Origin of the sequence: Kitasatospora sp. MAA19 (assembly GCF_029894125.1) — a bacterium.
Taxonomy (GTDB): Bacteria; Actinomycetota; Actinomycetes; order Streptomycetales; family Streptomycetaceae; genus Kitasatospora.
Window position 1 is genome coordinate 61,204 of sequence record NZ_JARXYZ010000026.1, and the last position, 25,774, is coordinate 86,977.

The 25,774-nt window shown below is 71.1% G+C and carries 9 protein-coding genes; all 9 read right to left on the reverse strand.

Translation table 11 applies throughout. From position 1 onward, the window contains the following. Positions 1-10: 10 nt before the first annotated feature. The 9 genes from P3T27_RS30360 to P3T27_RS30400 all read right to left on the reverse strand — a co-directional run bounded on the left by P3T27_RS30360 (position 11) and on the right by P3T27_RS30400 (position 25,772). Positions 11-1,306 carry an FAD-dependent oxidoreductase gene (locus P3T27_RS30360; RefSeq protein WP_280684252.1) on the reverse strand — a complete coding sequence of 432 codons (1,296 nt, stop codon included), beginning with the start codon at positions 1,304-1,306 and terminating at the stop codon, positions 11-13. A 44-nt stretch (positions 1,307-1,350) separates the two neighbouring features. Further along, positions 1,351-2,571, reverse strand: coding sequence for a cytochrome P450 (locus tag P3T27_RS30365; RefSeq protein ID WP_280684254.1), 1,221 nt, complete (start codon positions 2,569-2,571; stop codon positions 1,351-1,353). Further along, entirely contained in the window at positions 2,564-4,030 is a 1,467-nt protein-coding gene (locus tag P3T27_RS30370) for a tryptophan 7-halogenase (RefSeq protein ID WP_280684256.1), read from the reverse strand. Before P3T27_RS30370 ends, P3T27_RS30365 begins: the two co-directional genes overlap by 8 nt. Positions 4,031-4,103: 73 nt before the next feature. After that, entirely contained in the window at positions 4,104-5,300 is a 1,197-nt protein-coding gene (locus P3T27_RS30375; RefSeq protein ID WP_280684258.1) for a cytochrome P450, read from the reverse strand. After that, entirely contained in the window at positions 5,290-6,444 is a 1,155-nt protein-coding gene (locus P3T27_RS30380; RefSeq protein WP_280684259.1) for a cytochrome P450, read from the reverse strand. The genes P3T27_RS30375 and P3T27_RS30380 overlap by 11 nt, the downstream gene beginning before the upstream one ends. 23 nt (positions 6,445-6,467) lie before the next feature. After that, positions 6,468-7,643 carry a cytochrome P450 gene (locus tag P3T27_RS30385; protein ID WP_280684261.1) on the reverse strand — a complete coding sequence of 392 codons (1,176 nt, stop codon included), beginning with the start codon at positions 7,641-7,643 and terminating at the stop codon, positions 6,468-6,470. 111 nt (positions 7,644-7,754) lie between these two features. Next, on the reverse strand, positions 7,755-7,964 hold the full coding sequence (locus tag P3T27_RS30390; protein WP_280684263.1) for an MbtH family protein: 210 nt from the start codon (positions 7,962-7,964) through the stop codon (positions 7,755-7,757). Positions 7,965-7,981: 17 nt separating this feature from the next. Next, positions 7,982-13,546: a non-ribosomal peptide synthetase gene (locus P3T27_RS30395; protein WP_280684265.1), complete on the reverse strand. Its 5,565-nt coding sequence runs from the start codon at positions 13,544-13,546 to the stop codon at positions 7,982-7,984. 19 nt (positions 13,547-13,565) lie between these two features. Next, a complete protein-coding gene (locus P3T27_RS30400; RefSeq protein WP_280684267.1) occupies positions 13,566-25,772 on the reverse strand; it encodes a non-ribosomal peptide synthetase in 12,207 nt (4,068 codons plus the stop codon). Between the last annotated feature and the right edge of the window lie 2 nt (positions 25,773-25,774).

Here is a 25,774-nt window from a genome sequence, read left to right on the forward strand (position 1 = left end):
GATCGAATGATTACAGGGCTGCGGGCGGGCGAGGCAACCACTTCATTCCGTCGGGCGAGACCGCCAGCCCGCCCGGGAACATCGGTTCCCCGGGCGCGGCCGCCCCCTCGCCCCCTGCCGCGAACGCCTCGTCGCCGGACGACACTCCGGTGGCCAGATCCACGAACGACTCCGGTTCCGGGTGCTCGTCGCCGGTCATCGCGTGGAACGCCGCGAGGAACTCGGAGAACGCCCCGAACTCGCGGCGGTACCGCGCCTCGAACTCCGTCAGGGCGGTCTCCTCGTCCAGATCGCCCGCGAGGACGCTGTTGATCGAACGGGCGGCCAACAGGGCGCTGTAGGTCGCGAGATGAACGCCGCTGGAGAACAGCGGGTCGACGGAACACGCGGCGTCTCCCACCAGGATCATCCCCGGACGCCGGAACGTCGTCTGGTGGTAGACGAAGTCCTCGCGGATTCGCAGCTTCCCGTACTTGCCGGCTGTCACCCGCATCCCCTCCGAGAGCAGGTCCGAGATGGTCGGGCATTCGGCGATCAGGGCCTTGAACGCCTCCTCCCGGTCGTCCGGGAGCTTCTCGGCCACCTCCCCGCGCACCACCGCACCCACGCTGGTGAGCCCGCCGAACAGCGGGACGTACCAGAACCAGCCCTTGTCGAAGGTCACGCTCAAGGCGTCACCCGCATGCGGTTCCGGCAGCCGCTTGCAGCCGTTCCCGAAGTAGCCGGACAGCGCCAGACCGCGGAAGGACTCCGCATGGTCGCGAGTGCCGCCGACGCTGGAGAACAGCGGGCTCTCATGGCCTGACGCGTCGACCACGAAACGTGCGCCGACCTCGTGCTCGCCGCCGTCAGGGTCGAGATACCGCAGGCCGGTGACCCGATCGCCCTCCTCGACCACTGCGGTGACCGAGCACCCTTCACGAACCACCACGCCCTTGCGCTTGGCGTTGTTCAGCAGGATCTCGTCGAACCGCGCCCGATCCGCCTGGTAGGCGAATGACGTCGAGCCGGTCAATCGCGATGACGCCTCGAAGGAGAAGGCCCACGGCTCCGGCCGAGCGCCCCACTGGAACGTCGCACCCCGCTTCACCGGGAAATCCGTCTCCGCCAGTTCATCGGTGACGCCGAGCATCCGGCACACCCCGTGAACGGTGGACGGAAGCAACGACTCACCGACCTGGTACCGCGGAAAGACCTCTTTCTCCACCAGGAGCACCCGGTGGCCCTGCATGGCCACCAAGGAGGCCGCGGTCGAACCCGCCGGCCCACCCCCCGCGACCACCACGTCGAACGCTTCCGCCGACATCTCTCACCGTCCCTCGATTGATCGCTGATCCGTCGTGGCGTCCGCTACCAGGTGAGCGGCAACCGATCCGGGCTGTCTATGAACGCGTTGCGGAACTTCACTTCCTCCGCGGGCACGGCCAGGCTCAGTCCGGGGAACCGCCGCCACAGGGCCTGATAGGCGATGCGGAGCACCGCCCTTGCCACTGCGGCGCCTACGCAGTGATGGATACCGTGCCCGAATCCGACATGCGGGAGTGGTTCGCGGTTCGCGTCGAGGAGATGGGGATCCGGCGTCAACCCCTCGTCCCGGTTGGCCATGAGAATCGAGCAGAGGACGTATTCCCCCGCCTTGATCAGCTGCCCGCCGACGACGACATCCCTGACGGCCATTCGCGGAGTCGGCTGCTGCACGGCCGAAAGGAAGCGCAGCAGTTCGTTCACCACGCGGTCGGCCTCCTCGCGGGAGGCGAAGAGCAACTGCCTCTGGTCGGGATGGTCGAGCAGCGCGAGGACCCCGAAGCCGATCATCCCCGCGACGCTCTCGACGCCGCCGAGGATCAGCGCCGTGCAGACGCCCTTCAATTCCTCGTCGCCGATCCGCTCGCCGTGCTCACGCACCAGCATGCCGAGGAACCCCTCGTCGGGCGCCTTCCGCTGCCGGGTGATGAGAGCGTTCAGGTACCGATTGAACGCCGCGCTGTCCGCCGCCCGGGCCTTGTACCCGCGGCTGAGGTCGACGTTCTGCCTGACGCGGCGGATGAACTCGCTTCGGTCGTCGCGCGGAACCCCGAGCAGCTCGCACAGGGCCTCGCCGCCGACCGGGTCGGCGAACAGTACCTGGAGATCCGCGGGCGGTCCCGCGGCCTCCATCGCATCGAGGTGCTCTTCGATGATGCCCTCGATCGTGGGCTCGAGCCTGCGGATCCGTCGGACCGTGAACTCGGGCGTCAGCATCCGCCGCAGCCGCGTGTGTTCGGGCGGATCGTAGATCGAGAGCTGTCCGGCCAGCTCCGGCGGGACCGGCACCCCTTCGCCGCTGAGCGGTTCCGCCTCGGTCAGCCGGAGCCGCGTCGTGAAGTTCTCGTGATCACCGAGGATCTCGCGCACCACGTCGTAGCCCATGGCCTGCCAGACGTAGTCCGTGCTCATCTGATCGGACGCGTTCCCCGCGATCCGGATCAGCGGGCCGTGCGCCCTGAGGGCGAACATGTCCTCGTGCGGATCGTAGAGCGTCCTCCTCATGTAGTTCGCCGTCGGTCGCACGATCGGCGCGGCCTCATCCACGGTAGGGCATCCACTTCATCCCGTCGGGCGAGGCCACCAGCCCGCCCGGGAACACCGGCTCCTCGGGCGCGGCGTCCTCACCGAGCACCGCCCTCATCTGGACCTGGCCGCCCTCCTGCATCACCTGCCTGACCACGTGCGACGTGAACATCGGCACCATGTCCCCGTCACCGCCGGCGGCCATGTCGTCGACGGCCGCGGCGAACTCGGCGCTGTGCTTGGCGATCCTGGCCTCGAGCGCCGCCTCGCCGGACGACACCCCGCCGACCAGATCCACGAACGATTCCAACTCCGTGTGCTTGTTGTTCGTGACCTTCTTGGCGTGCCAGAAGTACGACTCCTCGTTCACGTTCATCTCGTAGAACGACACGAGGAACTCGTAGAACACCCCGTACTCGCGGCGGTACCGGGCCTCGAACTCGTTCAAGGCGGTCTTCTCGTCCAGGTCGCCCGCGAGAATGCTGTTGATCGAACGGGCGGCGAGCAGGGCGCTGTAGGTTGCCAGATGAACGCCGGAGGAGAATACCGGGTCGACGAAACACGCGGCGTCGCCCACGAGGATCATTCCCGGGCGCCAGAACGTCGTCTGGAGGTATGAGTAGTCCTTTCGAACCCTCAGTTCCCCATAGTTCCCGGTCGTCACCCGATGCGCGTCCGACAGGTATTCCGAGATCAGCGGACATTCAGCGATCAGGGCTTTGTAGGCCGCTTCCCGGTCCCCCTGGACCTTCTCGGCCATCTCCCTGCGGACCACCGCGCCCACGCTGGTGAGCGTATCGCTCAGCGGAATGTACCAGAACCAGCCGCTGTCGAAGGCGACGCTCAGGATGTTTCCCGAATAGGGCTCCGGGAGCCGTTTGCCGTTCTCGAAGTAGCCGAACAGCGCCAGGCTTCGGAAGAACTCCGAATAGTCGCGAGTGCCGCCGACACTGGAGAACAGCCGGCTCTTGTTGCCTGACGCGTCGATCACGAAACGTGCGCTGACCTCGCGCTCACCGCCGTCGGAGTCGGTGTACCGCAGGCCGGTGACCCGGTCGCGCTCCTCCACGACTTCGGTGACCGAGCATCCCTCACGGACCGTCACGCCCTTGCGCTTGGCGTTGTTCAGCAGGATCTCGTCGAACCGCGCCCGCTCCACCTGATAGGCGAACGAGGTCCGCCCGCTCATCCGCGGGGACACGGCGAAGGAGAACGTCCACGGTTCCGGCCTGGCCCCCCACCGGAAAGTACCGCCGCGCTTCACCGGGAAATTCGCCGCCGCGAGTTCCTCGGTGACACCAAGCATTCGGCACACCCCGTGAACGGTGGACGGAAGCAGCGACTCGCCGATCTGATACCGCGGGAAGACCTCTTTCTCCAGCAGCAATACTCGGTGGCCCTGAATGGCTACCAGGGAAGCCACGGTCGAGCCCGCCGGCCCGCCACCCGCCACCACCACGTCGAACGTTTCCACCGACATCTCCCACCGTCCCTCAATTGAGTTCTTTGCGATTGTCCAGTGCGATGGATCGCCGCTCAAGCCGTCCAACCGGTCACCACGCGACCATCAGACTGCTGAGTCCATATGCGGGGGTGCTCAGCCGGAACGCGGTCGCCCCGGCGGGATCCGCCAGCCGCAGCTCGGGAAAGCGTCGCCACAGCGCGGTATAGGCGATGCGCAGTTCGAGGCGGGCGAGCGCGGCTCCCAGGCAATGGTGCACACCGTGCCCGAACGCGACATGAGGCACGGGCTCTCGGGTGACGTCGAGGCGATCCGCGTCCGGCAGCAGGGCGGGGTCGCGGTTGGCCGTCGGGAGAGAACAGAGGACCGTCTCCCCTGCCTTGATCACCTGGTCGCCGACGGCGGTGTCCTCGATGGCGGTCCGGGGCGTCGGAGCATAGGGGACCGTCAGGTACCGGATCAGCTCGTCGACCGCCCGGTCCGCCGACTGCACGTCACCCCGCAGCGCGGCGATCTGCTCAGGGTTCCGCAGCAGCGCCAGCACGCCCAGGCCGATCATGCCGGAGATGTTGTCGTCTCCGGCCAGCATCATCTGCACGCAGACACCCCTCAGCTCCTCGTCGGTCACCGAGTCGCCGTGTTCGGCGGCGACCGTACCGATGAGCCCGCTGCCGGGATCCTTCCGTTCCCTGCCGACCATGGTCACCAGGTAGCGGGAGAACGCCTCGCCCGCGGCCGCCCGCTTCCGATCGCTGAGCGAAGCGTCGAGATGCCGGTGGCAGAGTTGGAGGAACCTGGCGCGGTCGTCTCGCGGTACCCCGAGCAGCTCGCACAGCACGGGGCCGGGTACCTCGTCGGCGAACATCTCGACCAGGTCCGAGGGGGACCCCTCCCGCTCCATCGCGTCGAGGCGTTCCGTCACGATCTGTTCGATGTACGGGGCGATCCGCCGGATCTGGCGCTGGGTGAACCCCGGGGCCAGCAGACGCCGGAGCCGGGTGTGCTCCGGCGGGTCGTAGTCCATCAGGTTGCCGACCAGCTCACGCGGCCGGAAGACGCCCTTTCCGCCGATCTCGTCATTCCGGTCGAAACGGCGGCGCGTACTGAATCGGGTGTGATCGCCGAGGACTTGCCGGACGACTGCGTGTCCGGTGGCCAACCAGGTGGTTGTCGCCTCCGCTCCGGATCCGATCGTGATCCTCGTGAGCGTTCCGGCGGCGCGCAGCTCGTCGGCCGGGTCGAAGCCCTGCCGACGTGTGTGTATCGGAGGCGTGTTGTCACCACTCAAGAGGAAGCTCCTCCACAGCAAAGGGCTCGGGCCGGCCCGGCTTGAACCGCAGGTCCTCCTCGGGAACGGCGAGCCGCAGCGACGGGAGCCGGCGGAACACCGCCGGCAGGGCCACCTGCAGCTGGAGCCGGGCCAGCGGCGCCCCGAGGCAATGGTGGATTCCGTATCCGAACGCCAGGTGCTTCGGGTTCTCACGGGTGATGTCGAAGCGGTCGCCCCGCGGACGGTTGATCGCCAGCATGGAGCAGGTCACGACGTCTCCGGCCCGGATGTCGCGTCCGGCGACGCGCACGTCCGCGAGAGCGACCCGAGGGGCCGGGGCCTCGACGATCGAAGCATGCCGCAGCAGCTCCTCGGTCGCGCCGTCCACGAGTTCGGGACGTTCGCGAAGCAGCGCCACCTGGTCGGGATGGGTCACGAACAGGAGCACCGCGACCGCCAGTTGGGCAGCCATCTGCTCGGCTGCCATGATCAGGTTCCCCTCGGCGAGCCCTGCCAGTTCCTCGTCGCTGACCTCCGACCCGTGCTCGCGCACGATGACACCGATCAGCCCCTCGCCGGGATCGCGGCGCTTGCGGGCCACGAGCTTCTTGGTGTAGTTGACGACGCCCAGCCCCGAAGATGTCCGCTGCCGGGGGAGCCTGCTCTCCCTGCTCTCCCGGATCATCCGCGACAGCTCGGCCTGGTCGTCGCGGGGGACATCGAGGAACTCACAGGCGATGAGCGCAGGGATGGGCCAGGCCGCGTACCTGACGAAGTCGACCGGCGACCCCACGTTCTCCAGATCGTCCAGGCATTCTTCGACGATTTCCTCGACACGCGGCCGCAGCCGTTCCATCCGCCGGACGGAGTAGGCCGGGGCCACGGTCCTGCGCAACCGGCTGTGGTCCGGCGGGTCGTACGCCTGCAGGAGTCCCGGCAGTTGGGCCCGGTCGGCCTCGTCGTCGACCGGTCGCATGGAGCTGAACCGCTCGGGATCGGCGAGGATCTCCCGGACCTCGTCGTACCCGGTGACCAGCCATTGCTTACGGCCGTCCATCCCGGGCTGGGTGTCGTACTCGTGCAGCGGCCCCTCGTCCAGTAGGCCATGGAACTCCGGCACAGGATCGAGCCGGTGCCGCTGGTGCGGCAGGGGAAGTGCCATCGGTCCTCCGTAGGTTTCCGGTGCTACCAGTCGAGCAGCAGGGCTTCCACATCGAACGGCGGCGGCCCCAAGGTGATCTCGCGGTGCGGTTCGGCCAGCCGCAGGGTGGGGAAGCGGTGCGCCAGCGCCGGAATCGCGACCCGGAACATCAGCTCGGCCAGGGCCCTGCCGAGGCAGTGATGAATGCCGTGCCCGAACGCCAGATGTTCCGGCCGCGCACGGGTGATGTCGAACTCGTCGTCCGCACCCGGGTAGTTCCGGCGGTTGGCGGCCAGCAGGGAGCACGTGACGGTGTCGCCGGCCTTGACGAGGTGGTCCCCGATCCGCACGTCCTGCGTCGCGACGCGCGGATGAGTCTTCTCGTCGGTCGTAAGGTACCGGATCATCTCGTCCAGCCAATCCGGTACGGTGTCGGGCTTCTCCCGTAGCACAGCGAACTGCTCGGGCGCTTCGACCATCAGCCACGCGCCCGCCGCGAGCAGACGGGCCACCTGGTCGGCGCCCGCGCCCATGACGAACGCGGCCACCCCCGTCAGCTCGGCGTCCGTGATGGCGTCACCGTGTTCTCGCACCACGACGCCGAACATGTCATCGCCGCAATCGCGGCGCACGTTGGCGACGTGCTGCTTCATGTAGGTCATGAACTTGTTCCCCGCCGCGGTGCGCCGCCTGTCCGACCGGTCAGCCCGGCTGGCGAGCAGGGTCCGTGCCAGATCCGCCTGGTCGTCCCGGGGAATGCCGAGGAAGTCGCAGGTCGCCGGCGTCGCCACGGCCCATCCGAAGTGCGGGACGAAGTCCACCGGGCCGCCGAGTGCCTCGATGGCGTCCAGGCTGTCCTGGACGATCTGCTCGACCTGCGGCCGGAACGCCTGCATCCGGCGGACGGTGAACGCGGGGGTCACCATCCGCCGGAGCCGCGTGTGCTCCGGCGGATCGTACTGGGTGAGGAAGCCGGGCCAGGTGAAGCCGGCCGCGGTCCCCCCGTACAGCAGGCGCGCGCTGAACTTGTCCGAGCCGAGGACCTGCCGGACCTCCTTGATCCCGGTGGCGAGCCACGCGGTCCGCCCCTCGGCGGAGTCCTCGGTTCCCAGGACGGTCAGGTCGCCCTCGCTCATCAGGGAGTGGAGCTCGGGCACCGGATCGAACCGGCTCCTCCGGTGTAACTGCGACGCCCGGACGACGTTGATCTCCTCGAACATGCCGCAGGTCCTTTCGTCTCATCCGGCCGGTGTGCACGGAATGAAGGTCTCAGGGCAGTTGGACGAGCGTCGAGCTCGTCCAACTGCCCACATTGAGCGGCTGGACAGCGCTCAGCCGTCGATCTCCGCTACCAGGCTCTTCGGCCGAAGGTCGGTCCAGTTCTCCTCGACATAGGCGAGGCAGTCCTGGCGGGCGGCCTCGCCGTGGACGGGGGTCCAGCCGTCCGGCACCTCGGCGAAGGCGGGCCAGAGGGAGTGCTGGCCCTCGTCGTTGACGAGCACGTAGAAGGAGCCGTCTTCGTTGTCGAAGGGGTTGGTCATGGTGGTGTCCTTTCCCGCTACGGCCGCGGCCGGAGCTTCTCGGCGACGATGGCCCCGATCTGGGCCAGCGACGCGGGCTGCATCATCTCGTTGTGGTCGGCGGGGATCTCGTGGGGCTCCACGGTCCCGCTGGTCAGGGGCTTCCAACTGGCGATCGCCCAGTCGACGGGCATGTGCGGGGGGCGGTCCCGCGTAGCGATGAACAGCAGGATGTCGCTGGCGAAGCTCGGGGCGTCGTGCCTCGGCCCGACCTCGGCGAGGTTCCGCATCACCTCTTCCAGGCGTGCCCGAGCCCCGTCTCCCCGGACCAGTCCGGCGGCGAGCTCCATCTGCTGTTCCTTCAGCTTGTCGACGGCCTCCTGGACGCGCCCGTCGCCGCGCGCCTTCTTCCCCATGTAGGTGGGGTAGGCGTCGAGCAGCGCGAGCATCCCGACCTGCTCGCCCTCGGCCTCGAGCAGCGCGGCCATCGTCTGCGCGATCCGCCCGCCGAGGGACCAGCCGAGGAGGTGGTACGGCCCGGTCGGCTGCACGGTGCGGATCTGCGCGACGTAGTCGGCCGCCATCTCCTCGACGCCGCCGGGCAGGGCTTCGGTGCGGGCCAGGCCGCGCGCCTGGATTCCGTAGACCGGCTGGTTCGCCGGGAGCTCCCGCAGCAGCGGTCCGTAGTTCCAGCTCAGGCCGCCGCTCGCGTGGACGCAGAACAGCGGCGGACGGTCGCCGCCGGGGCGCAGCGGCAGCAGAACCTCGAAGTCGCCCGTGGCGGTCTTCGCCGTGACGCTGGATCGCCGCCGCTCGCCCAGGAGGGTCAGGGTTCCGGCAGCGGACCAGCGGGCGAGCGAGCCGGTGCGCAGCATGCGCCGCCCCTCGGTCCCGAAGGGGCAGGCCAGGCTCTGGTCGGCCGGGACCGCGTCGGCCGCAGGGCCGGTGACGTAGAGATCGCCGACGGCTCCAGGCGCGACGGGGAGCAGCTGATCGTCGAGCACGAGCGCGCCGAGCGGGCCGCCCTGGGCCAGGTCGGCGACTGCCGGGGGCACGGATCCGGTCCACACGGCCGGGGCCTCGGCCAGACGCTCGCGTTCGGCGTCGTCCAGCAGGATGTCCAGGTCGCTGACGCGCCGGTGGGGGTCCTCCGCCACCTGTTCCAGGACGCGGATCAGCCGTCGTGCCAGCGATTCGGCCGTGGCCCTGTCGAACAGGTCGGTGGCGTAGCGGAGTTCGCCGTCGATGCCGGCGCCGTGGTCGTCCTCGTCGCGGTGCTCGGTGAGCTTGAACGCGAGGTCCAGCTCGATGGCCTCGGGCCGGCCGGGTTCGACACTGGTGCGCAGGGCCGGCAGTTCCGTCGCGGCCCACGCGCCGGCGTCCTCCTCGGCCACCTCCAGGCCCACCTGGAACACCGGGTGGCGGGAGAGCGAGGCGGGCAGGTCCAGCAGATCGACGATCCGCTCGAAGGGGACGTCCAGGTGCTGGCGGGCGTCCCGGACGGTCTCCTGCACCCGGGTGAGGACCTCCAGGAAGGTCGGGTCGCCGGCGACGTCGGTGCGCAGGGGGAACGGCCGGGCGAACGGCCCGATCATCGGCTCGAGGTCGATGAGGTCCTCGTCCCGCGGCAGCGTCGTGCCGATCACGAGCTGGTCGCCCGCGCCGAATCGGGTCAGCAGCATGGCGAGCGCGGCATGCACCAACTGGTGGGCGTCCGCGCCGGCCGAGTCCACGGCCGCCAGCAGCCGGGCGTGCGCGGCGCCGACCAGCCGCAGCGCGACCGTGTCGGCCTGTCGCGACGGGATGGCCGGGCGCGGACGGTCGAAGGGGAGGACCGTGTCCCCGTCGATGCCGGCGAGGTGGTCCCGCCAGAAGGACATCTGGTCGTTGATCAGGCTCTCCTGCTCGCGCTCGCCCTCGAGCAGCCGTTGCTCCCAGATCGCGTAGTCGGCGAACTGCAGGGTCAGTGGCGCGCGCTCCGGGACCCGGCCCGCGCGCCGCGCGCCGTACGCGGCCGCCAGGTCGCGGAAGTACACGTCCAGCGAGTCGTCGTCGGCGGCGATCCGGTGCACCGTCAGCGCCAGCACGTGCTCGCGCTCCGCGACTGCGAAGAGGTCGCAGCGCCACGGCAGGTCACGGGTGAGGTCGAAGGGCCGCTCGGCCCGTTCGGCGATCAGCCCGGGAAGGTCCTCCTCGGCGGCCGGAATCGGCGTCAGCTGAACCGCCGCGGAGTCATGGACGTGCTGGTGGACCGTCGTGGCCTGGCCGGGGAAGGTCGTCCGGAGGATCTCGTGCCGGGACGCGACGTCACCGAGCGCCGCCTCCAGCGCGGGCACGTCCAGACGGCCGCGCACGCGCAATGCGACCGAGGCGTGCAGGCCCGCGGTAGTCTCTCCGGGACGGGCCAGCAGCCAGGCGCGGAGCTGCCGGGCGGTGAGGGGCACCTGCTCCGGCCGGGTGGCGGCCTCCAGCGCGGGACGTGACTTCGCTGCCAGCGCCCGGGCGATGCCTGCGGGCGTGGGCGAGGAGAACAGCTGCCGGATGGGCAGGTCAGCGCCGATCTCCTCGCGGATCCGCGCGATGAGCCGCATGGCCAGGGCCGAGCTGCCGCCCAGGTCGTGGAAGGCGTCGTCGACGCCCACCCGCTCGACGCCGAGGATTTCGGCGAACAGCGCGCACAGCACCTTCTCTGTCTCGCTCTCGGGGGCCTTCGCCGAAGCACGTTCCGAGAAGTCGGGGGCGGGCAGGGCCCGGCGATCCACCTTGCCGTTCGGAGTGACGGGCAGGCCCGGACGGACGACGATCGCCACGGGGACCATGTAGGAGGGCAGGACGAGGCTCATCCGCCGCCGCATCTCCTCCACGTCGGCCTCGTTTCCGTCGGTGACGACGTAGCCCACCAGCCGCCGCTCGCCGGGCTCGTCCTCGCGCGCCACGGCGACCGCCTCGGTCACGCCCGGCTGGGCCGCCAGCACGGCCTCCACCTCGGCCAGCTCCACCCGGAAACCCCGGATCTTCACCTGGTCATCGGCCCGCCCGACGAAGACCGCCTCTCCGTCGCGGTTCCAGCGCGCCAGGTCGCCGGTGCGGTACATGCGCTCACCGGCGCGGAACGGGCATGCGACGAACCGCTCGGTCGTCAGATCCGGCCTGCCGAGGTACCCGCGGGCCAGGCCGGTGCCGGCGATGTACAGCTCGCCGGTGATCCCCGGCGCGACCGGCCGCAGGAAGGCGTCGAGGATGTAGATCTCGCGGTTCGCCATGGGACGGCCGATCGGCAGCTCACCCCCGAGCACGTCACCGGGCTCGATCGGCTTCCACGTCGCGCACAGGGTGGTCTCGGTCGGCCCGTAGGTGTTCCGCACCCGCAGACCGGGCTGGGCCCGCCGCAGGTTCTCCACCGCGTAGGCGGGAACGACGTCCCCACCGGTGCCGACCTCGATCAAACCTGTGAAGCATTCCGGTGATGCCTCCGCCAGGGCGCGGAAGGTTCCGGCGGTGAGGTGGATGGAGGTCGCGCCCCGCTCGACGGCCCGGCGCACACCGCCGGCGTCCACCACTCCCGGCTCGGCGAGCAGGATCCGGCCGCCCGTGGCGAGCGGCACCCACATCTCGTAGAGCGAGGCGTCGAAGACGTGCGTCGCGTGCATCAGCACGCCGTCCTCGGGGCCGATCCGCCAGCCCGCGTCGCCCGCCAGCCCGGCCACTCCCCCATGGGTGACGGCCACACCCTTCGGGACGCCGGTGGATCCGGACGTGTACATCACGTACGCCAGATCGTCGGCACCGACCCGGATCTCCGGGGTGGTGGCGGCCTGGGCGTCGACGGCCGCGCGGGTCTCCGGTGCGTCGAGGACGATGGCGTTCTCCGGCGCGACCGCGCTGGTGGCGATCGTGCACACGACGGTCGAGACCTGGGGGTCGGCGAGTACGAGCGCGATCCGCTCAGCCGGATTCCCCGCGTCGACCGGGACGAACGCGGCTCCTGCCTTCCAGATCGCCAGGAACGTGATCAGCAGGTCGGCGGACCTGTCCATGGCCACCCCGACCAGACCGCCGCGCCGGACGCCGCGATCGGTGAGGTATCCGGCCAGCCGGTTCGACGCCTGGTCGAGCTCGGCGTAGGTCAGGTCCGTACCGCTCGCATCGGTGATCGCCACCGCGTGGGGTGCGGTGTCGACCCGCCGCCCGAACAGCTCGACCATGGACTCCCCGGGCACCGGGCCCGCGGTCGCGTTCCAGTCGTTCACCACCACGGCGCGCTCGGCGGCGCTCAGCAGGGTCAGCCGGCCGACCAGGACGCCGGGCTCGGCGACCAGCTGCTCCACCACCCGGATGAACGCGCCCAGGACGGATTCAGCGACCTCCCGGTCGAACAGGCCCCGGTCGTAGTTGAGAATGACCGGCATCCGCTCGCCCGGCCCGGCGACCAGGGTGAACGGGTAGTGCGAGGAGTCGCGTCCCTTCCGCACCGGGCGCATGTTCAGGCCGTCGTCCTCCGACCGGTCGAGTCCGGTGCGGGGGAAGTTCTCGTAGATGACGAGCGTGTCGAAGATCGCTCCGGGTCCGGCGGCGGCCTGCGCCTCCTGCAGGCCGAGATGCTGGTGGGGCATGAGCGCCGACTGGTTCCGCTGCAGCTCGGCGAGCGAGTCGACGAACCGCCGCCCGCCGTCGAGCCGGACGCGCACCGGCAGGGTGCCGAGCAGCATGCCGACCATCGTCTCCACGCCGGCCAGCTCGGCCGGCCGTCCCGAGACGGTCGCGCCGAACACCACGTCGGTGCGGCCTGCCAGCTGCGACAGCAGGACGGCCCACACGCCCTGGACGACGGTGTTCAGCGTGAGGCCGTGGCCGCGGGCCAGCTGCGCCAGCTCGTTCGTCAGCTCCGGGGAGAGCTCGGTCATCACCGTGTCGATGTCCGGCACGCGGCTCGGATCGGCCGGGACGACCGTACTGGGGGTGTCCAGACCGGCGAGCTCCTTGCGCCAGGCGGTCCGGGCCGCCTCCTTGTCCTGGCGGCCCAGCCAAGCGAGGTAGTCGCGGTAGGAGGTCGTGGCCGGCAGCCCGGACGGGTCCCCGCCCGCCGCGTAGATCGCGGAGAGCTCGCGGTGAATGATCGGCATCGACCAGCCGTCGGCCAGTACGTGGTGAAGGGTGTGCACGAGCCGGTGGCTCTCCGGGCCGAGCCGGATCAGGTTCAGCTTCATCAACGGGGCCGTCTCCAGCCGGAAGCGCTCGGCCAGCTCTTCCTCCGCCAGCCGCCCCACTTCACCGTCGGCCACGTCGTCCGGGAGTCCGGAAAGGTCCGTCTCACGCCACGGGAGCTTGACGTCCCGTAAGACGACCTGCACCATCTGCGCGCCGCTGACGTACCGGAAGCAGACCCGCAGCGCGGCATGCCGGTCCAGGAGCGCCTGCCAGGACGCCTTCAGACGCTCGGGGTCCAGCGGGCCCTCGATGCCGTAGACGGACTGCACGGTGTAGGTGTCCGGACCGTCCTTGTCGAGAGCGGTGTGGTAGAGCATCCCCTCCTGCAGCGGCGACAGGGGCCAGACGTCTTCCACACCGGAGCGCGGCTTTGGACGAGGTTTGTCAACGGTCATGATCTGCTCCTTGTGGAAGTCATTCATCGACCGGCCCGGTCTGGAGTCGGTCCATCTGGTCGGGCGAGAGAGCCAGGAGCATGCCGTCCTGGGACTCCGGCTTCCCGCTCTCCTCGCCCTCGGCCGGGAGCTCCTTGGCGAGCACCGCCAGCCGTTCGGGCGTCTTCTCCTCGAACACTTGCCACGGCGACAGTTCCAGCCCTTCGCCGCGAAGCCGGGCCGACAGCTGCATCGAGCTGATCGAGTCGCCGCCGAGCTCGAAGAAGCTGTCGTCGGCCCCGACCCGTTCCACCCCGAGGATCTCGGCGAACAGTGCGCACAGCAGCTCTTCGACGGCCGTGCGCGGATCACGCCCGGAGGAGTTCCCGGCGAAGTCGGGGGCCTGCAGCGCCCGGTGATCGACCTTTCCGTTCGGGGTCAGGGGCATCGCATCCAGCGGTACGAACGCCACCGGCCTCATGTGCTCGGGCAGGCGCTCGGCCGCTGTCTCGCGGAGGGCGGCGATCAGCTCGTCGGCCGACTGCGCGGCCGCCGGGACGACGTACGCCACCAGCCGCTTCTCGCCGGGCCCGTCCTCACGAGCGGCTACCACCAGCTGTGCGGCCCCCGGATGGTCCGCCAGCACAGCCTCGATCTCGCCTGGCTCGATCCGGTAACCGCGCACCTTGACCTGCGCGTCGGCCCGGCCGACGAAGACCAGCTCTCCCTCGCGGGTCCAGCGGACCCGGTCGCCGGTGCGGTACATGCGGCCCCCGGAGGAGTACGGGTCGGCGACGAACCGTTCCGCGGTCAGGCCCGGACGTCCGAGGTATCCACGCGCGAGCCCTGCCCCGGTGACATAGAGCTCACCATCCACGCCGGGCGGCACCGGCTGCAGGAAGGCGTCGAGCACATACGCCCGCACGTTGGTGATCGGGCGGCCGATGGGGACCACGTCGCGTCCCGGGGACAGCGGCGAGCTCATCGTCGCGCACACGGTCGTCTCGGTGGGCCCGAAAGCGTTGATCATCCGCCGGTCCCGCGACCAGCGGTCGACCAGAGGCAGCGGGCACGGCTCACCGGCGACGATCAGCGTCTCGAGGCAGTCCGGCAGGTCGTCCTCGACGGCCAGCACGCTCGGCGGCACGGTGACGTGGGTGATGCGCCACCGGCGCACCGCGTCGCCCAGCGACACTCGCGGCGGCATGCTGCCGGGGTCGGGCAGCACCACGGTCCCGCCTGACAGCAGAGCCATGCACAGCTCGGAGATCGCGGCGTCGAACCCGAGGGCTGCGAACTGCAGGATCCGTGCGGAGGATGTCACACCGAAGCGCTCGATCTGCGCGCCGGCCAGGTTGCCGAGCCCGGCGTGGCTGACGTGGACGCCCTTGGGCGTCCCCGCCGACCCGGAGGTGTAGATCACATACGCTCCGTCGCCCGCCGCCACGGCCGGCAGCGCCACTCCCGGGTCGGCGGCGGGCCGCTCGTCCAGTGCGACCACCTCGCCCGCGAACCCGTCCGGCACGGCCGTCCGGGTCGTCCTCGTGCACAGCAGCACCTCGGGCGCGGAATCCGCCAGCATCAGTTCGATCCGACCGGCGGGGTAGTCCGGGTCGACCGGTACGAACACCCCGCCCGACAGCGACACTCCGACCAGGGCCACCACCAGCTCCACCGACCGTCCGACCAGCACGCCCACGCGCGTCTCGCGTCGGACGCCCAGCCCCACCAGCAGCCGCGCCAGATCCTCCGCCTCTCCCAGCAGCCCTTCGTACGACAGGCTCCGCGCCGCGTCCTCCAACGCGACCGCGTCCCGCGAGAGTTCCGCCCGGCGGCGGAACAGCACCGGCAGCGGCTCCGGCACGAACGGCGCATCGGTGGCGTTCCACCTCTCGACCACCAGGCCGCGTTCCGCCGTGCCGATCAGGCCGACCCGGCCCACCGGAGTCCGCGGATCGGCCGTCACCTGCTCCAGCGCCCGCACGACCGCCGCCAGCATCTCCTCTGCCCGGGTCCGGTCGAAGACGTCCGGACGGAAGATGAACTCGCCGTGGACGCCGCCGTCGTGGGAGGCACGCATGGATACCGGATAGTGCCCGCTGTCGTTCGGGATCCCCGCAGGGCGCATGACGAGCGCATCGGGGTCTTCGGACGGGAGCGGCGGGCGGGGGTAGTTCTCGAACACCACGATCGTGTCGAACGCGGCTCCCTGCCCGGCGAACTGGATGATCTCCGACAGCCCGACGTGCTGATGCGCCATCATCTCGACCTGGCGCTCCTGCAGCTGCGTCAGCATGTCGAGGAACGGTTCACCACCCGCGAGGCGGGCCCGGACCGGCAGCGTGTTCATGAACAGGCCGACCACGGACTCGACTCCAGGGATCTCGGGCGGACGCCCGGCCACCGCGGAACCGAAGACCACGTCGTCCCGGCCCGTCAGCCGGGCCAGGAGCAGCGCCCAGACCCCCTGGAAGAGGGTGTTCATCGTGACGCCGTGCCGACGCGTGAACTCCACCAGCCGACGGCTCAGATCGTCGTCGAGTTCGAACCGGACGCGTTCGGGCTCGACGGGCGCGGTGTTGGTGTCCGGCGCCACGACGTGGGTCGCCTCGTCGAGCCCGGCGAGCTCGGTCCGCCACGCCTGCCGGGCGGCTTCCTTGTCCTGGTGGGAGAGCCAGGCAAGGTAGTCGCGGTACGACGTCGGGGCGGGCAGGGACAGGCCGTCACCGCCCGATTCGTAGGCCGCCATCACATCGGTGGAGAGGATCGGGAGAGACCATCCGTCGCAGGAGACGTGGTGGGAGGCGAGGGCCAGCCGGTGGCTGCGTTCGCCGACGCGCACCAGGTGCAGGCGCAGCAGCGGGGCCCGACTCAGGTCGAACCGGTCGGCGTGCAGTTCCTCCGCGAGTCGCTCGAACTCCGCCAGCGCCTCGTCCTCGGGCAGATGGGACAGGTCGGTCTCGGTCCAGGGCAGTGCCACCTCACGTGCGATCGCCTGTACGGCCCGGCCGGACCCGAGCTGATGGAAACTCGCCCGCAGGGCGGCGTGCCGGTCGAGGAGGGCCTGCCAGGACGCGCGGAAGCGGGCGACGTCCAGCGGGCCGTCGAGGGCGAGGGTGCGGATGCCCGCGTAGACATCCGGGCCTCGCTGGTCCATGGCGTGGAACAGCAGGCCCTCCTGGAGTGGAGAGAGCGGCCAGATGTCGGCGAGGCCCGGAACGGCGGCCTCGATCTCCTCCACGTCCGCCTGCGTCAGCTCGACGAGGGAGAAGTCGCTGGGGGTGTGCCCGCCGGCTCCGGGGGCGGCGTGCGCGGCGAGGCCGGACAGCAGGTCCAGCCATGCCTGGCCGAGCGACTCCGCCTCGGCCTCGCCGAGGATCCGTCCGGCCCAGGTCACGGTCAGACGGAGCTCGGGTCCGTCCGGGGAGTCGAGGAGGACGGCGTCGATCTCCACGGCGTGGCGCAACGGCGCGTTCTGCTCCGCCGCGCCGCCGACGGTCCCCGTCATCTGCCAGGGCTCCGGAGCGCCGTCGGGGTGGGAGGAGAACCGGCCCAGGTAGTTGAACCCGACCTCCGCCTTCGGCAACGCCGCCAGGACCGGTGCCGTCTCGGCGTTCAGGTGGCGCAGGATCCCGTAGCCGAGGCCGCCGTCGGGCACAGCTCGCACGTTCTCCTTGACCTGCTTCAGCAGGTGGCCGGCCGCCTCACCACCGGCGATCGCCTCGTCGGTGTCGATCCCGGTCACATCCAGCCGGAGCGGGTGGACGTCGGTGAACCAGCCGACCGTCCGCGTGGGATCCAGCTCTCCGACGGGCTGGCGGCCATGGCCTTCGACGTCCACCACGACGGAGTCGTCGCCGCGCCAATGGGCGACCGCGCCCGCCAGGGTGGCCAGGAGCACCTCGTGGACACCGCAGTGGAAGGCCGAGGCGGCCTTCTCCACGAGCACGCCCGCGCGGTCGCGCGGCAGGGTCCACGACCTGCGTCCCGCAGTCGCGATGGTGTCGCGCGTGGGGTCGAGGGGGGCCAGCCGCGGTTCCGCGTGGTCGAGGATCTCCGTCCAGGTCTCGAGTTCCGCGGCCCGGATCGCGGCTTGATCGGCCAGTGTCCGCGCCCATCGCCGGAACGGGACCTCCACCGGGTCGAGAGCAGCCTCCTCACCCGTGGCCACGGCCTCGCATGCCGCACGCAGGTCCAGCAACAGGATCCGCCACGACACCGCGTCGACCACCAGGTGATGCGCCACCAGCACGAGCCGTCCTACGCGACCGGGTCCGGCATCCATCCACACCGCCCGGATCATCACACCGGCGGCGGGATCCAACCGCGCCGCCGCCTCGCCGGCACACCGGTCCGCGGCCTCATCGAGGTCACCGGTGCCCGCCTCGACCCGCTCGACCAGACCTGCCGCGTCCACCGCCCCCCGGTCGGACACGACCAGGCTCGGCTCTTCGCCCCCGTCCGTGACGATCCGGCTCCGCAGCAGATCGTGGGCGTCGATCACCGCGCCCAACCCGGCCGCCAGCGCGTCCAGCGACAGGTCGCCGGGAGCGCCCACGGTCACCCACTGGGTCAGGGCCCCTCCGGTCAGCGCGCCGGGGTCGCGTTCGATGAGCGCCCGCATCACCGGCGTCCACGCGACCTCGCCGACACCGTCGGCGAGGTCTGCCCGCGGCGCGCCGCCGCGCTCGGCGACTGCCGCGATCCCCGCCGGTGTCTCCTGCGCGAAGACGTCCTTCGCGCCGAAGACGACGTCGGCGCGGCGGGCTCGGGCGGCCAGTTGCATGGAGAGGATCGAGTCGCCGCCCAGCTCGAAGAAGCTGTCATCGGCTCCGACCCGGTCCAGCCCGAGGATCTCGGCGAACAGTGCGCACAGCACCCGCTCCGCCTCGGTGCGCGGCTCGCGGCCGGCGGGCTTCCCGGAGAACTCGGGAGCGGGCAGGGCCTCGCGGTCGACCTTCCCGTTGATCGTCAGCGGGAAGGCGTCCAGGACCACCACCGCGGCCGGGACCATGAACTCCGGCAGCCGCGCCGCGAGGTGTTCGCGGAGCGCATCGGGGTCCGGGGCCTGGCCCGGTTCCGCGATCGCGTAGGCGACCAGCCGCTTCTCACCCGGACGGTCCTCCCTCGCGACGACGACCGCCTGCGCGACCCGGGGAGCCTCGGCGAGTGCCGTCTCGATCTCCGCCGGCTCGACCCGGTAGCCCCGGATCTTCACCTGGGAGTCGGCCCGTCCGGCGAACAGCAGCTCGCCCCGGTCGCTCCAGCGTGCCAGGTCGCCGGTGCGGTACATCCGCTCGCCGGGGGCGAACGGATCGGCGACGAACCGCTCCGAGGTCGCGCCGCGTGCCTCGGGATAGCCGAGCGCCGGACCGGCGCCCGCGAGGTAGAGCTCGCCGGCCACGTTCGGAGCGACCGGTTGGAGGAAGGCGTCGAGCACGTACGCCCGCCGCCCGGCCAGCGGGCGGCCGATCGGCAGGACGTCGCCTGTCTCGTCCCCCGGCTCGAGCAGATGCCACGTGGCGCACAGGGTGGTCTCGGTCGGGCCGTACAGGTGCCGGACTCGGAGATCCGGGCAGGCCCGGCGCAGCCGTGCGACGGAGGCGAGGGGCACCACGTCCCCGCCGGTGAGGATCTCGCGCAACCCGCTGAAGGAGTCCGGCGACTCCTCGGCCAGCACCCGGAAGCTCCCGGCCGTCAGATGGACGGTCGTCACGCCGCGTGCGATCGCCTCCCGCAGGCGCTGCGTGTCGACTGCGCCCGATTCGGCGACCATGACGCGGGCCCCGCTGACCAGCGGCGCCCAGATTTCGAGCAGCGACGCGTCGAACGCGTGCGAGGCGTGCATCAGTACGCAGTCATCGGCGTCGAGTGCCCAGCCGGGGTCGCCGGCCAGGGCCGCGACGCTTCCGTGCGGCACCGCGACGCCCTTGGGCACCCCGGTCGATCCCGACGTGTACATCACGTAGGCGACGTCGTACGCCGTAACCGTCGGCGTCTCCTGCCTCGTTCCCCCGGTCCACGGCGCGTCCACGAGTACGGGCTCGACCCCGTCCGGCACCGCGTTCCGGGTTGCCTCGGCGCAGACCGCCACCGCCACGTCGGCGTCGGCCAGCATCCGCTCGATCCGCACCGGCGGGTAGTCCACATTCACCGGGACGTACGCGGCCCCGGCCTTCCAGACCCCGAGGAATGCGACGAACAAGTCCGCGCCGCGCTCCATCACCACGCCGACGTGGTCGCCGCGCCGCACACCCATCCCGGCCAGATGCCCTGCCAGCCGGTCCGATTCCCGGTCGAGGTCGCCGTAGGACAGGGTGCGGTCCCCGTCGATGACGGCCACCGCGTCCGGCGCGCTCGCCGAGCGCCGCCGGAACAGTTCCACCACCGACGATCCGCCGGCGGCCTCGCCGGTCGCGTTCCAGCGCTCCACCACGGACGTGCGTGTCACGTCACTCGTCAGGCCCAGGCGGCCCACGGGAAGCGAGGGCTCGGCCAGCAGTCGTTCGATGACACGCACGACCTGCCCGGCGACCTCGGCAGCGGTCTGCTCGTCGATCCGGTCGGGCCGGAAGGACACGCGGATCTGCAGGCGCTCGCCGGGACTGGCGCTCATGGTCAGCGGGTAGCCGGTACCGGTCCGGGTGAGAGCCGAGCTGATCGTGACACCGCCGTCGTCGCCGAGGCCGGCTGCGTCACGCGGGTAGTTCTCGACCATCATGATGGTGTCGAAGGCCGCGCCCGGCCCCACCGCCTTCTGGATCTCCGACAGACCCATGTACTGGTGCTCCGACAACGCCGACTGGCGTCGCTGCAGGTCCTGGAGCAGCTCCAGCATCGGCAGGCCGCCGTCGAGCCGCACCCGGACCGGAACGGTGTTGATGAACATTCCCACCATCCGCTCCACATCCGGTACGTCCGCCGGGCGGCCCGACACCACCGACCCGAACACCACGTCCGTCCGGCCCGCCAGCCGGGCCAGTACCAGGGCCCACGCGCCCTGCACGATCGTGCTCAGCGTCAGCCCGTGGCCGCGGGTGAAGTCGGTGAGCCTCCGAGTCGTCTCGGCGGACAGCCATGCGCAATGCTCGTCCGGCATGACCATCGCCTTGCCCGCGTCGGCGTCCACCACTGTCGGCTCGTCCGACCCGGCGAACTCCGACCGCCACGCCGATCGCGTCGCGTCCTGGTCCTGACAGCTCAGCCACGCCAGGTAGTCACGGTAGGAGGGTGACGTCGACGAGCTCGGTCCGCCCGCGTAGCCGGACGACATCTCGCCCAGGACGATCGGCGTCGACCAGCCGTCCAGGAGGACATGGTGCGACGTCAGGACGAACCGGTGCCTGTTCTCGCCGAGACGGATCAGCAGCAGCCGGAGCAGCGGCGGGCGGGACACGTCGAACCGCTCCGCCTGGTCCTCCGCGAGAAGGCGTTCCACCTCGGCGGCCGCGTCGGCCTCGCCGAGATGCGACACGTCCGCCGTACGCCAAGGGATGTCGGCCGCACCCACGACGACCTGCACCGTCTCGCCCGAGCCGAGCTGGTGGAAGCTCGTCCGGAACGACTCGTGCCGGGCGGCCAGCGGCTGCCACGCCGCGCGCAGCCGTTCCGGGTCGAGCGGCCCGTCGAGGTCCAGGATCCGCTGGCTCTGGTAGACGTCCACTCCCTCGTCGTCGAGGGCCCGTTCGAAGAGCATGCCCTCCTGCAGGGGCGACAGGGGCCAGATGTCAATCAGCCCGGGCGCGGCGGCCTCCAGCTCCGCCACGTCCTGCTGCGACACCTCGACGAGGTCGAAATCTGACGGCGTGTGGCCTCCGGCGCCGGGGGCGGCGGTGTGGGCGGCGAGGCCGGTGAGCATCTGCAGCCATGCCTCCCCCAGCCGCTCCACCGTGGCGGGGTCGAGGTCCCGGCCGTCCATGGTGAGCCTTAGAAGGGGACCGGCCGGCGTGTCCTGAACGTCCGCGCCGACCTCCAGGGCATGGGCGAGTACCGGTTCGGGGCCGGCGGTCCCCGCGCCGAGCGGCCCTTCGCTGACCTGCCACGGAGTGTCCGGGGAGGTGGCGGCTGACCGGCCGAGATAGTTGAATCCGATCTTCGGGGACGGCAGTTCGGCCAGCCTGGCCCCGGTGCTGGGGTTGAGATGGCGCAGCAGCCCGTAGCCGAGCCCGTCGCCCGGCACCGCGCGGACCTGCTCCTTCACGGCCTTCAGCAACTCTCCGGCCGCCGCGTTCCCGGCCGCCGCCGCTGTCAGGTCGACGCCGGAAACGTCGAAGCGGACCGGATGGACGCTGGTGAACCAGCCCACGGTGCGCAACAGGTCCTCGCCGTCGGCCGGGTGGCGGCCGTGGCCCTCCACGTCCAGAAGCACCCCGGCGTCACCGCCCCGCCCGCGCGCCACCGCACCCGCCAGGCCCGCCAGCAGAACTTCTCGGATCCCGCAGTGGAAGGTTCCCGGGGCTTGATCCACCAGGCCCCGCGCCGTGGGCCCGGACAGTGTCCAGGACCACGAGTGCGGCCGCCCCTCGTGTTCCCCGGGGAACGGGTCCACGCCGTCCAGGACCCCGACCCAGTGATCGATCTCGGCGACGGTGCGCTCGCTGAACGCCTGCTCGGTCAGCCGCTGCGACCACTGCCGGTACGACGTCGTCGCAGGTTCGAGGGACGGGGTTCCTCCGGAGACCACCTCGTCGTAGGCCGTGCGCAGATCCGGCAGCAGGATGCCCCACGAGACCGCGTCGACCACCAGGTGATGCGCCACCAGCGCCAACCGGCCCTGCTCGGCGCCTCCGGCATCGATCCACACGGCCCGCACCATGGTCCCCGTCGACGGGTCCAGGGCGCCTGCGGCCGTCCCGGCCTCGCGTTCGGCGATCTCGTCGAGGTTCCCGGTCCCGGCCTCCACACGTGTCACCAGTGCGGCCGCGTCCACCGTGCCCCGACCGGGCACGATCAGCCGTCCGTCGGACTCCACCCGGCCGCGCAACTGGTCATGGACGTCCAGCACCGCTCCCAGGGCGGCCACCAGCGCTTCCCGGTCGAGGCCGGGCGGGGCGACGACGACTCGCGCCTGAGCGAAGCCGGGGCGCAGCGCGTCGGCTCCGAGGGCGCGCATCACCGGCGTCCAGGGAATCTCTCCGATGCCCGCGTCCGGCTCGGAGCGGCCCCGCCGCGTCGTTCCGGCGGCCCCCGCCAGCGCGGCCAGCCGTCCGGGGGTCCGCTGCTCGAACACCTGCCGGGGGGTGAGGGCGATTCCCTCGCGCCGGGCGCGGGCGGCCACCTGCATCGAAGAGATCGAGTCCCCGCCCAGCTCGAAGAAGCCGTCCTCGACCCCGACCCGTTCCAGGCCGAGGACCTCGGCGAACACCCTGCACAGGATCCGCTCGGCCTCGGTGGCCGGGTCCCGGCCCACCGACTTCGACGCGAAGTCCGGTTCGGGCAGGGCCTGCCGATCCACCTTCCCGTGGACCGTCAACGGCAGCGCGTCCAGCACGATCACCGCCGCCGGCACCATGAAGTCGGGCAGCGTCTCGACGAGCCGGTCCCGCAGCAGTACCGGGTCGAGGTCCCGTCCCGCCTCAGCGACCACATAGCCGGTCAGCCGCTCGTCCCGGGCAGCGACCACGGCCTGGCCGACGCCCGGAAGCCCGGCGAGAACCGCCTCGACCTCTCCCGGCTCCACGCGATAGCCGCGAATCTTCACCTGGTCGTCGGCCCGGCCGCCGAACACGAGCGTGCCCTGGTCCGTCCAGTGGGCCAGGTCACCGGTCCGGTACATCCGCTCGCCCGGGACGAAGGGATCGGCAACGAACCGCTCGGCCGTCAATGCCGAACGACCCAGGTAGCCGCGCGCGACACCGGCCCCGGCGACGTACAGTTCGCCCTTCACGCCCGGAGGCACGGGGCGCAGGAACGCATCGAGGACGTAGCCGCGCCGACCTGCGAGGGGACGTCCGATCGGCAGCACCGGACCGGTCTCGTCGCCGGGTTCGAGCAGCCACCAGGTCGCGCACAGCGTCGCCTCCGTCGGGCCGTAGAGATGCCGCACCCGGACGTCCGGGCACGCCCGCCGTACGCGCTCCACCGCCGCCGGCGGCACCTCGTCCCCGCCGGTCAGCACCTCCCGAAGCCCGGCGATCGACTCCGGTGACTCCTCGGCCAGCACCCGGAAGGCTCCTGCGGACAGGTGGGCGGCCGTGACGCCGCCCGCCACGTATCGGGCCAGGGCCTCCCCGTCCACCGCGCCCGGTTCGGCGATCACCAGTCGGGCGCCCGACAGGAGCGGCATCCAGATCTCGAACAGGGAGATGTCGAAGGCGTGCGAGGCGTGCGTCAGCACGGCGTCGCCGGGCCCGATCCCCCACCGCGGCTCCCCGACCAGCCCCGCCACGTTGCCGTGCGACACCGCGACGCCCTTGGGCGTGCCTGTCGACCCCGAGGTGTACATCACGTAGGCGAGGTCGTCGGCTCCGACCTCCACCGCGGGGCGGGCGCACTCCGCCACGGCCCGCCGCGTCCCGGGGTCGTCCAGGACGATCGGATCGAGCCCGCTGTCCAGCACCGCTGCCCGGCTCGCGGCCCGGCAGACCACCGCGGCCGGATCCGCGTCCGCCAGCATGAACTTCACGCGTTCCACCGGGTAGGCGGGGTCCACCGGCACGAACGCCGCCCCCGCCTTCCACACCGCGAGCAGCGTCGCGATCAGGTCGGACGACCGTTCCATCACCACGGCGACCCGATCCCCGCGCCGGACGCCGCGGCCGGTCAGGTAGCCCGCGAGCCTGTCCGCATGCCCGGCCAGGTCTCGGAAGGACGTCGACCGGTCTCCGTCGGTGATCGCCGTCTCGTCCCCGCGACGCTCCACCTGGCGATCGAACAGGGCCAGCGGCAGGCCGCCCGGATCGGCGTCGGGTCCCGTGCCCCAGGCGTTCACCAGGTTGCGCTCGGCGGCGGTCGTCACGGCGACGTCGGCCACGGTGATCCCGCTGTCGGCCGTCAGCCGGCGCAGAACCCCCTGGAACCGCTCGAGGACAGCGAGCGCCGCGCCCGTGTCGAAGAGGTCGGTCAGATGGTCGAGCTTGAGGAGCATCGCGTCACCGGGGACGGCGACCAGCGTCAGCGGATAGTGGGCGGCCTCCCTGCCCTGGTTCACCCGGACGGTGAAGGTCCCGGCGGAGTCCGGTTCACCGAGGTCGCGGGGAAAGTTCTCGAATACGAGCAGGGTGTCGAAGACCGCGCCGGGGCCGGCTGCCTTCTGGATGTCTGTCAACCCCACGTACTGCTCAGGGATGAGCGCCGACTGCCGCCGCTGCAACTCCGTCAGCAGTCCGATGATCGGCGTAGCACCGTTCAGCTGCACGCGCACGGGCACGGTGTTGAGGAACAGCCCCACCATTCCCTCCACACCCGGCAGGTCCGCGGGGCGTGCCGACACGGTCGCCCCGAACACCACGTCCGTCCGGCACGACAGCTGCGCCAGCACCAACGCCCACGCGCCCTGCACCACCGTGTTCAGCGTCAGCCCATGGCTGCGGGCCAGGTCTTCCAGCGATCGCGTGAGGTGCTCGGGGAGCTCGACCGTGACGCTCTCCGGTATGCCGGGCGCCCGGCCCGGGTCTGCGGGCGCCACCAGGGTCGGCTCCTGCGCGCCGCGCAACTCCTCCGCCCATGCCGCCAGCGCCCGCTCCTGGTCCTGCCGGTTCAGCCAGGCGAGGTAATCCCGGTAGGACGCCACTTCCGGCAGTTCCGGCCGGCCGTCGGCCGCGTACAGCGTCAGCAGTTCGGTGAACACGATGGGCAACGACCAGCCGTCCATGACCGCGTGATGGCAGGTCACCACCAGGCGGTGCCTGGCGTCGTCGAGACGGATCAACGTGAGGCGCAGCAGTGGGGCCTTCGCGAGGTCGAATCGCCGTAGCCGGTCCTCCTCGGCCAGCTCCCGCACTGCCTCGTCCGGATCGTCGAGGTGGGAGAGGTCGACCATGCGCCACGGCAGCTCCACCCGGCTCGCGATGACCTGCACCGTCTCGCCCGTTGCACGCTGCCGGAAGCAGGCCCTGAGCGCGGCGTGCCGGGTGAACAGCTCCTCCCATGCCGCACGTAACCTGGCCGGGTCGACCGGACCTTGCAGCTCCAGGATCCAGTGGCCCAGGTAGATCTGGGGCCCTTCGTCGTCGTAGACCGTGTGAAAGAGCAACCCTTCCTGCAGCGGCGACAGCGGCCAGATGTCCTCGATCCGCGACTGAGCCATCG

Bases quoted from the DNA above. Each gene is read 5' to 3' on its own strand.
- P3T27_RS30380 (WP_280684259.1), bottom strand. From the start codon at position 6,444: ATGGCACTTCCCCTGCCGCACCAGCGGCACCGGCTCGATCCTGTGCCG.
- P3T27_RS30370 (WP_280684256.1), bottom strand. From the start codon at position 4,030: ATGTCGGTGGAAACGTTCGACGTGGTGGTGGCGGGTGGCGGGCCGGCG.
- P3T27_RS30390 (WP_280684263.1), bottom strand. From the start codon at position 7,964: ATGACCAACCCCTTCGACAACGAAGACGGCTCCTTCTACGTGCTCGTC.
- P3T27_RS30400 (WP_280684267.1), bottom strand. From the start codon at position 25,772: ATGGCTCAGTCGCGGATCGAGGACATCTGGCCGCTGTCGCCGCTGCAG.
- P3T27_RS30360 (WP_280684252.1), bottom strand. From the start codon at position 1,306: ATGTCGGCGGAAGCGTTCGACGTGGTGGTCGCGGGGGGTGGGCCGGCG.
- P3T27_RS30385 (WP_280684261.1), bottom strand. From the start codon at position 7,643: ATGTTCGAGGAGATCAACGTCGTCCGGGCGTCGCAGTTACACCGGAGG.
- P3T27_RS30395 (WP_280684265.1), bottom strand. From the start codon at position 13,546: ATGACCGTTGACAAACCTCGTCCAAAGCCGCGCTCCGGTGTGGAAGAC.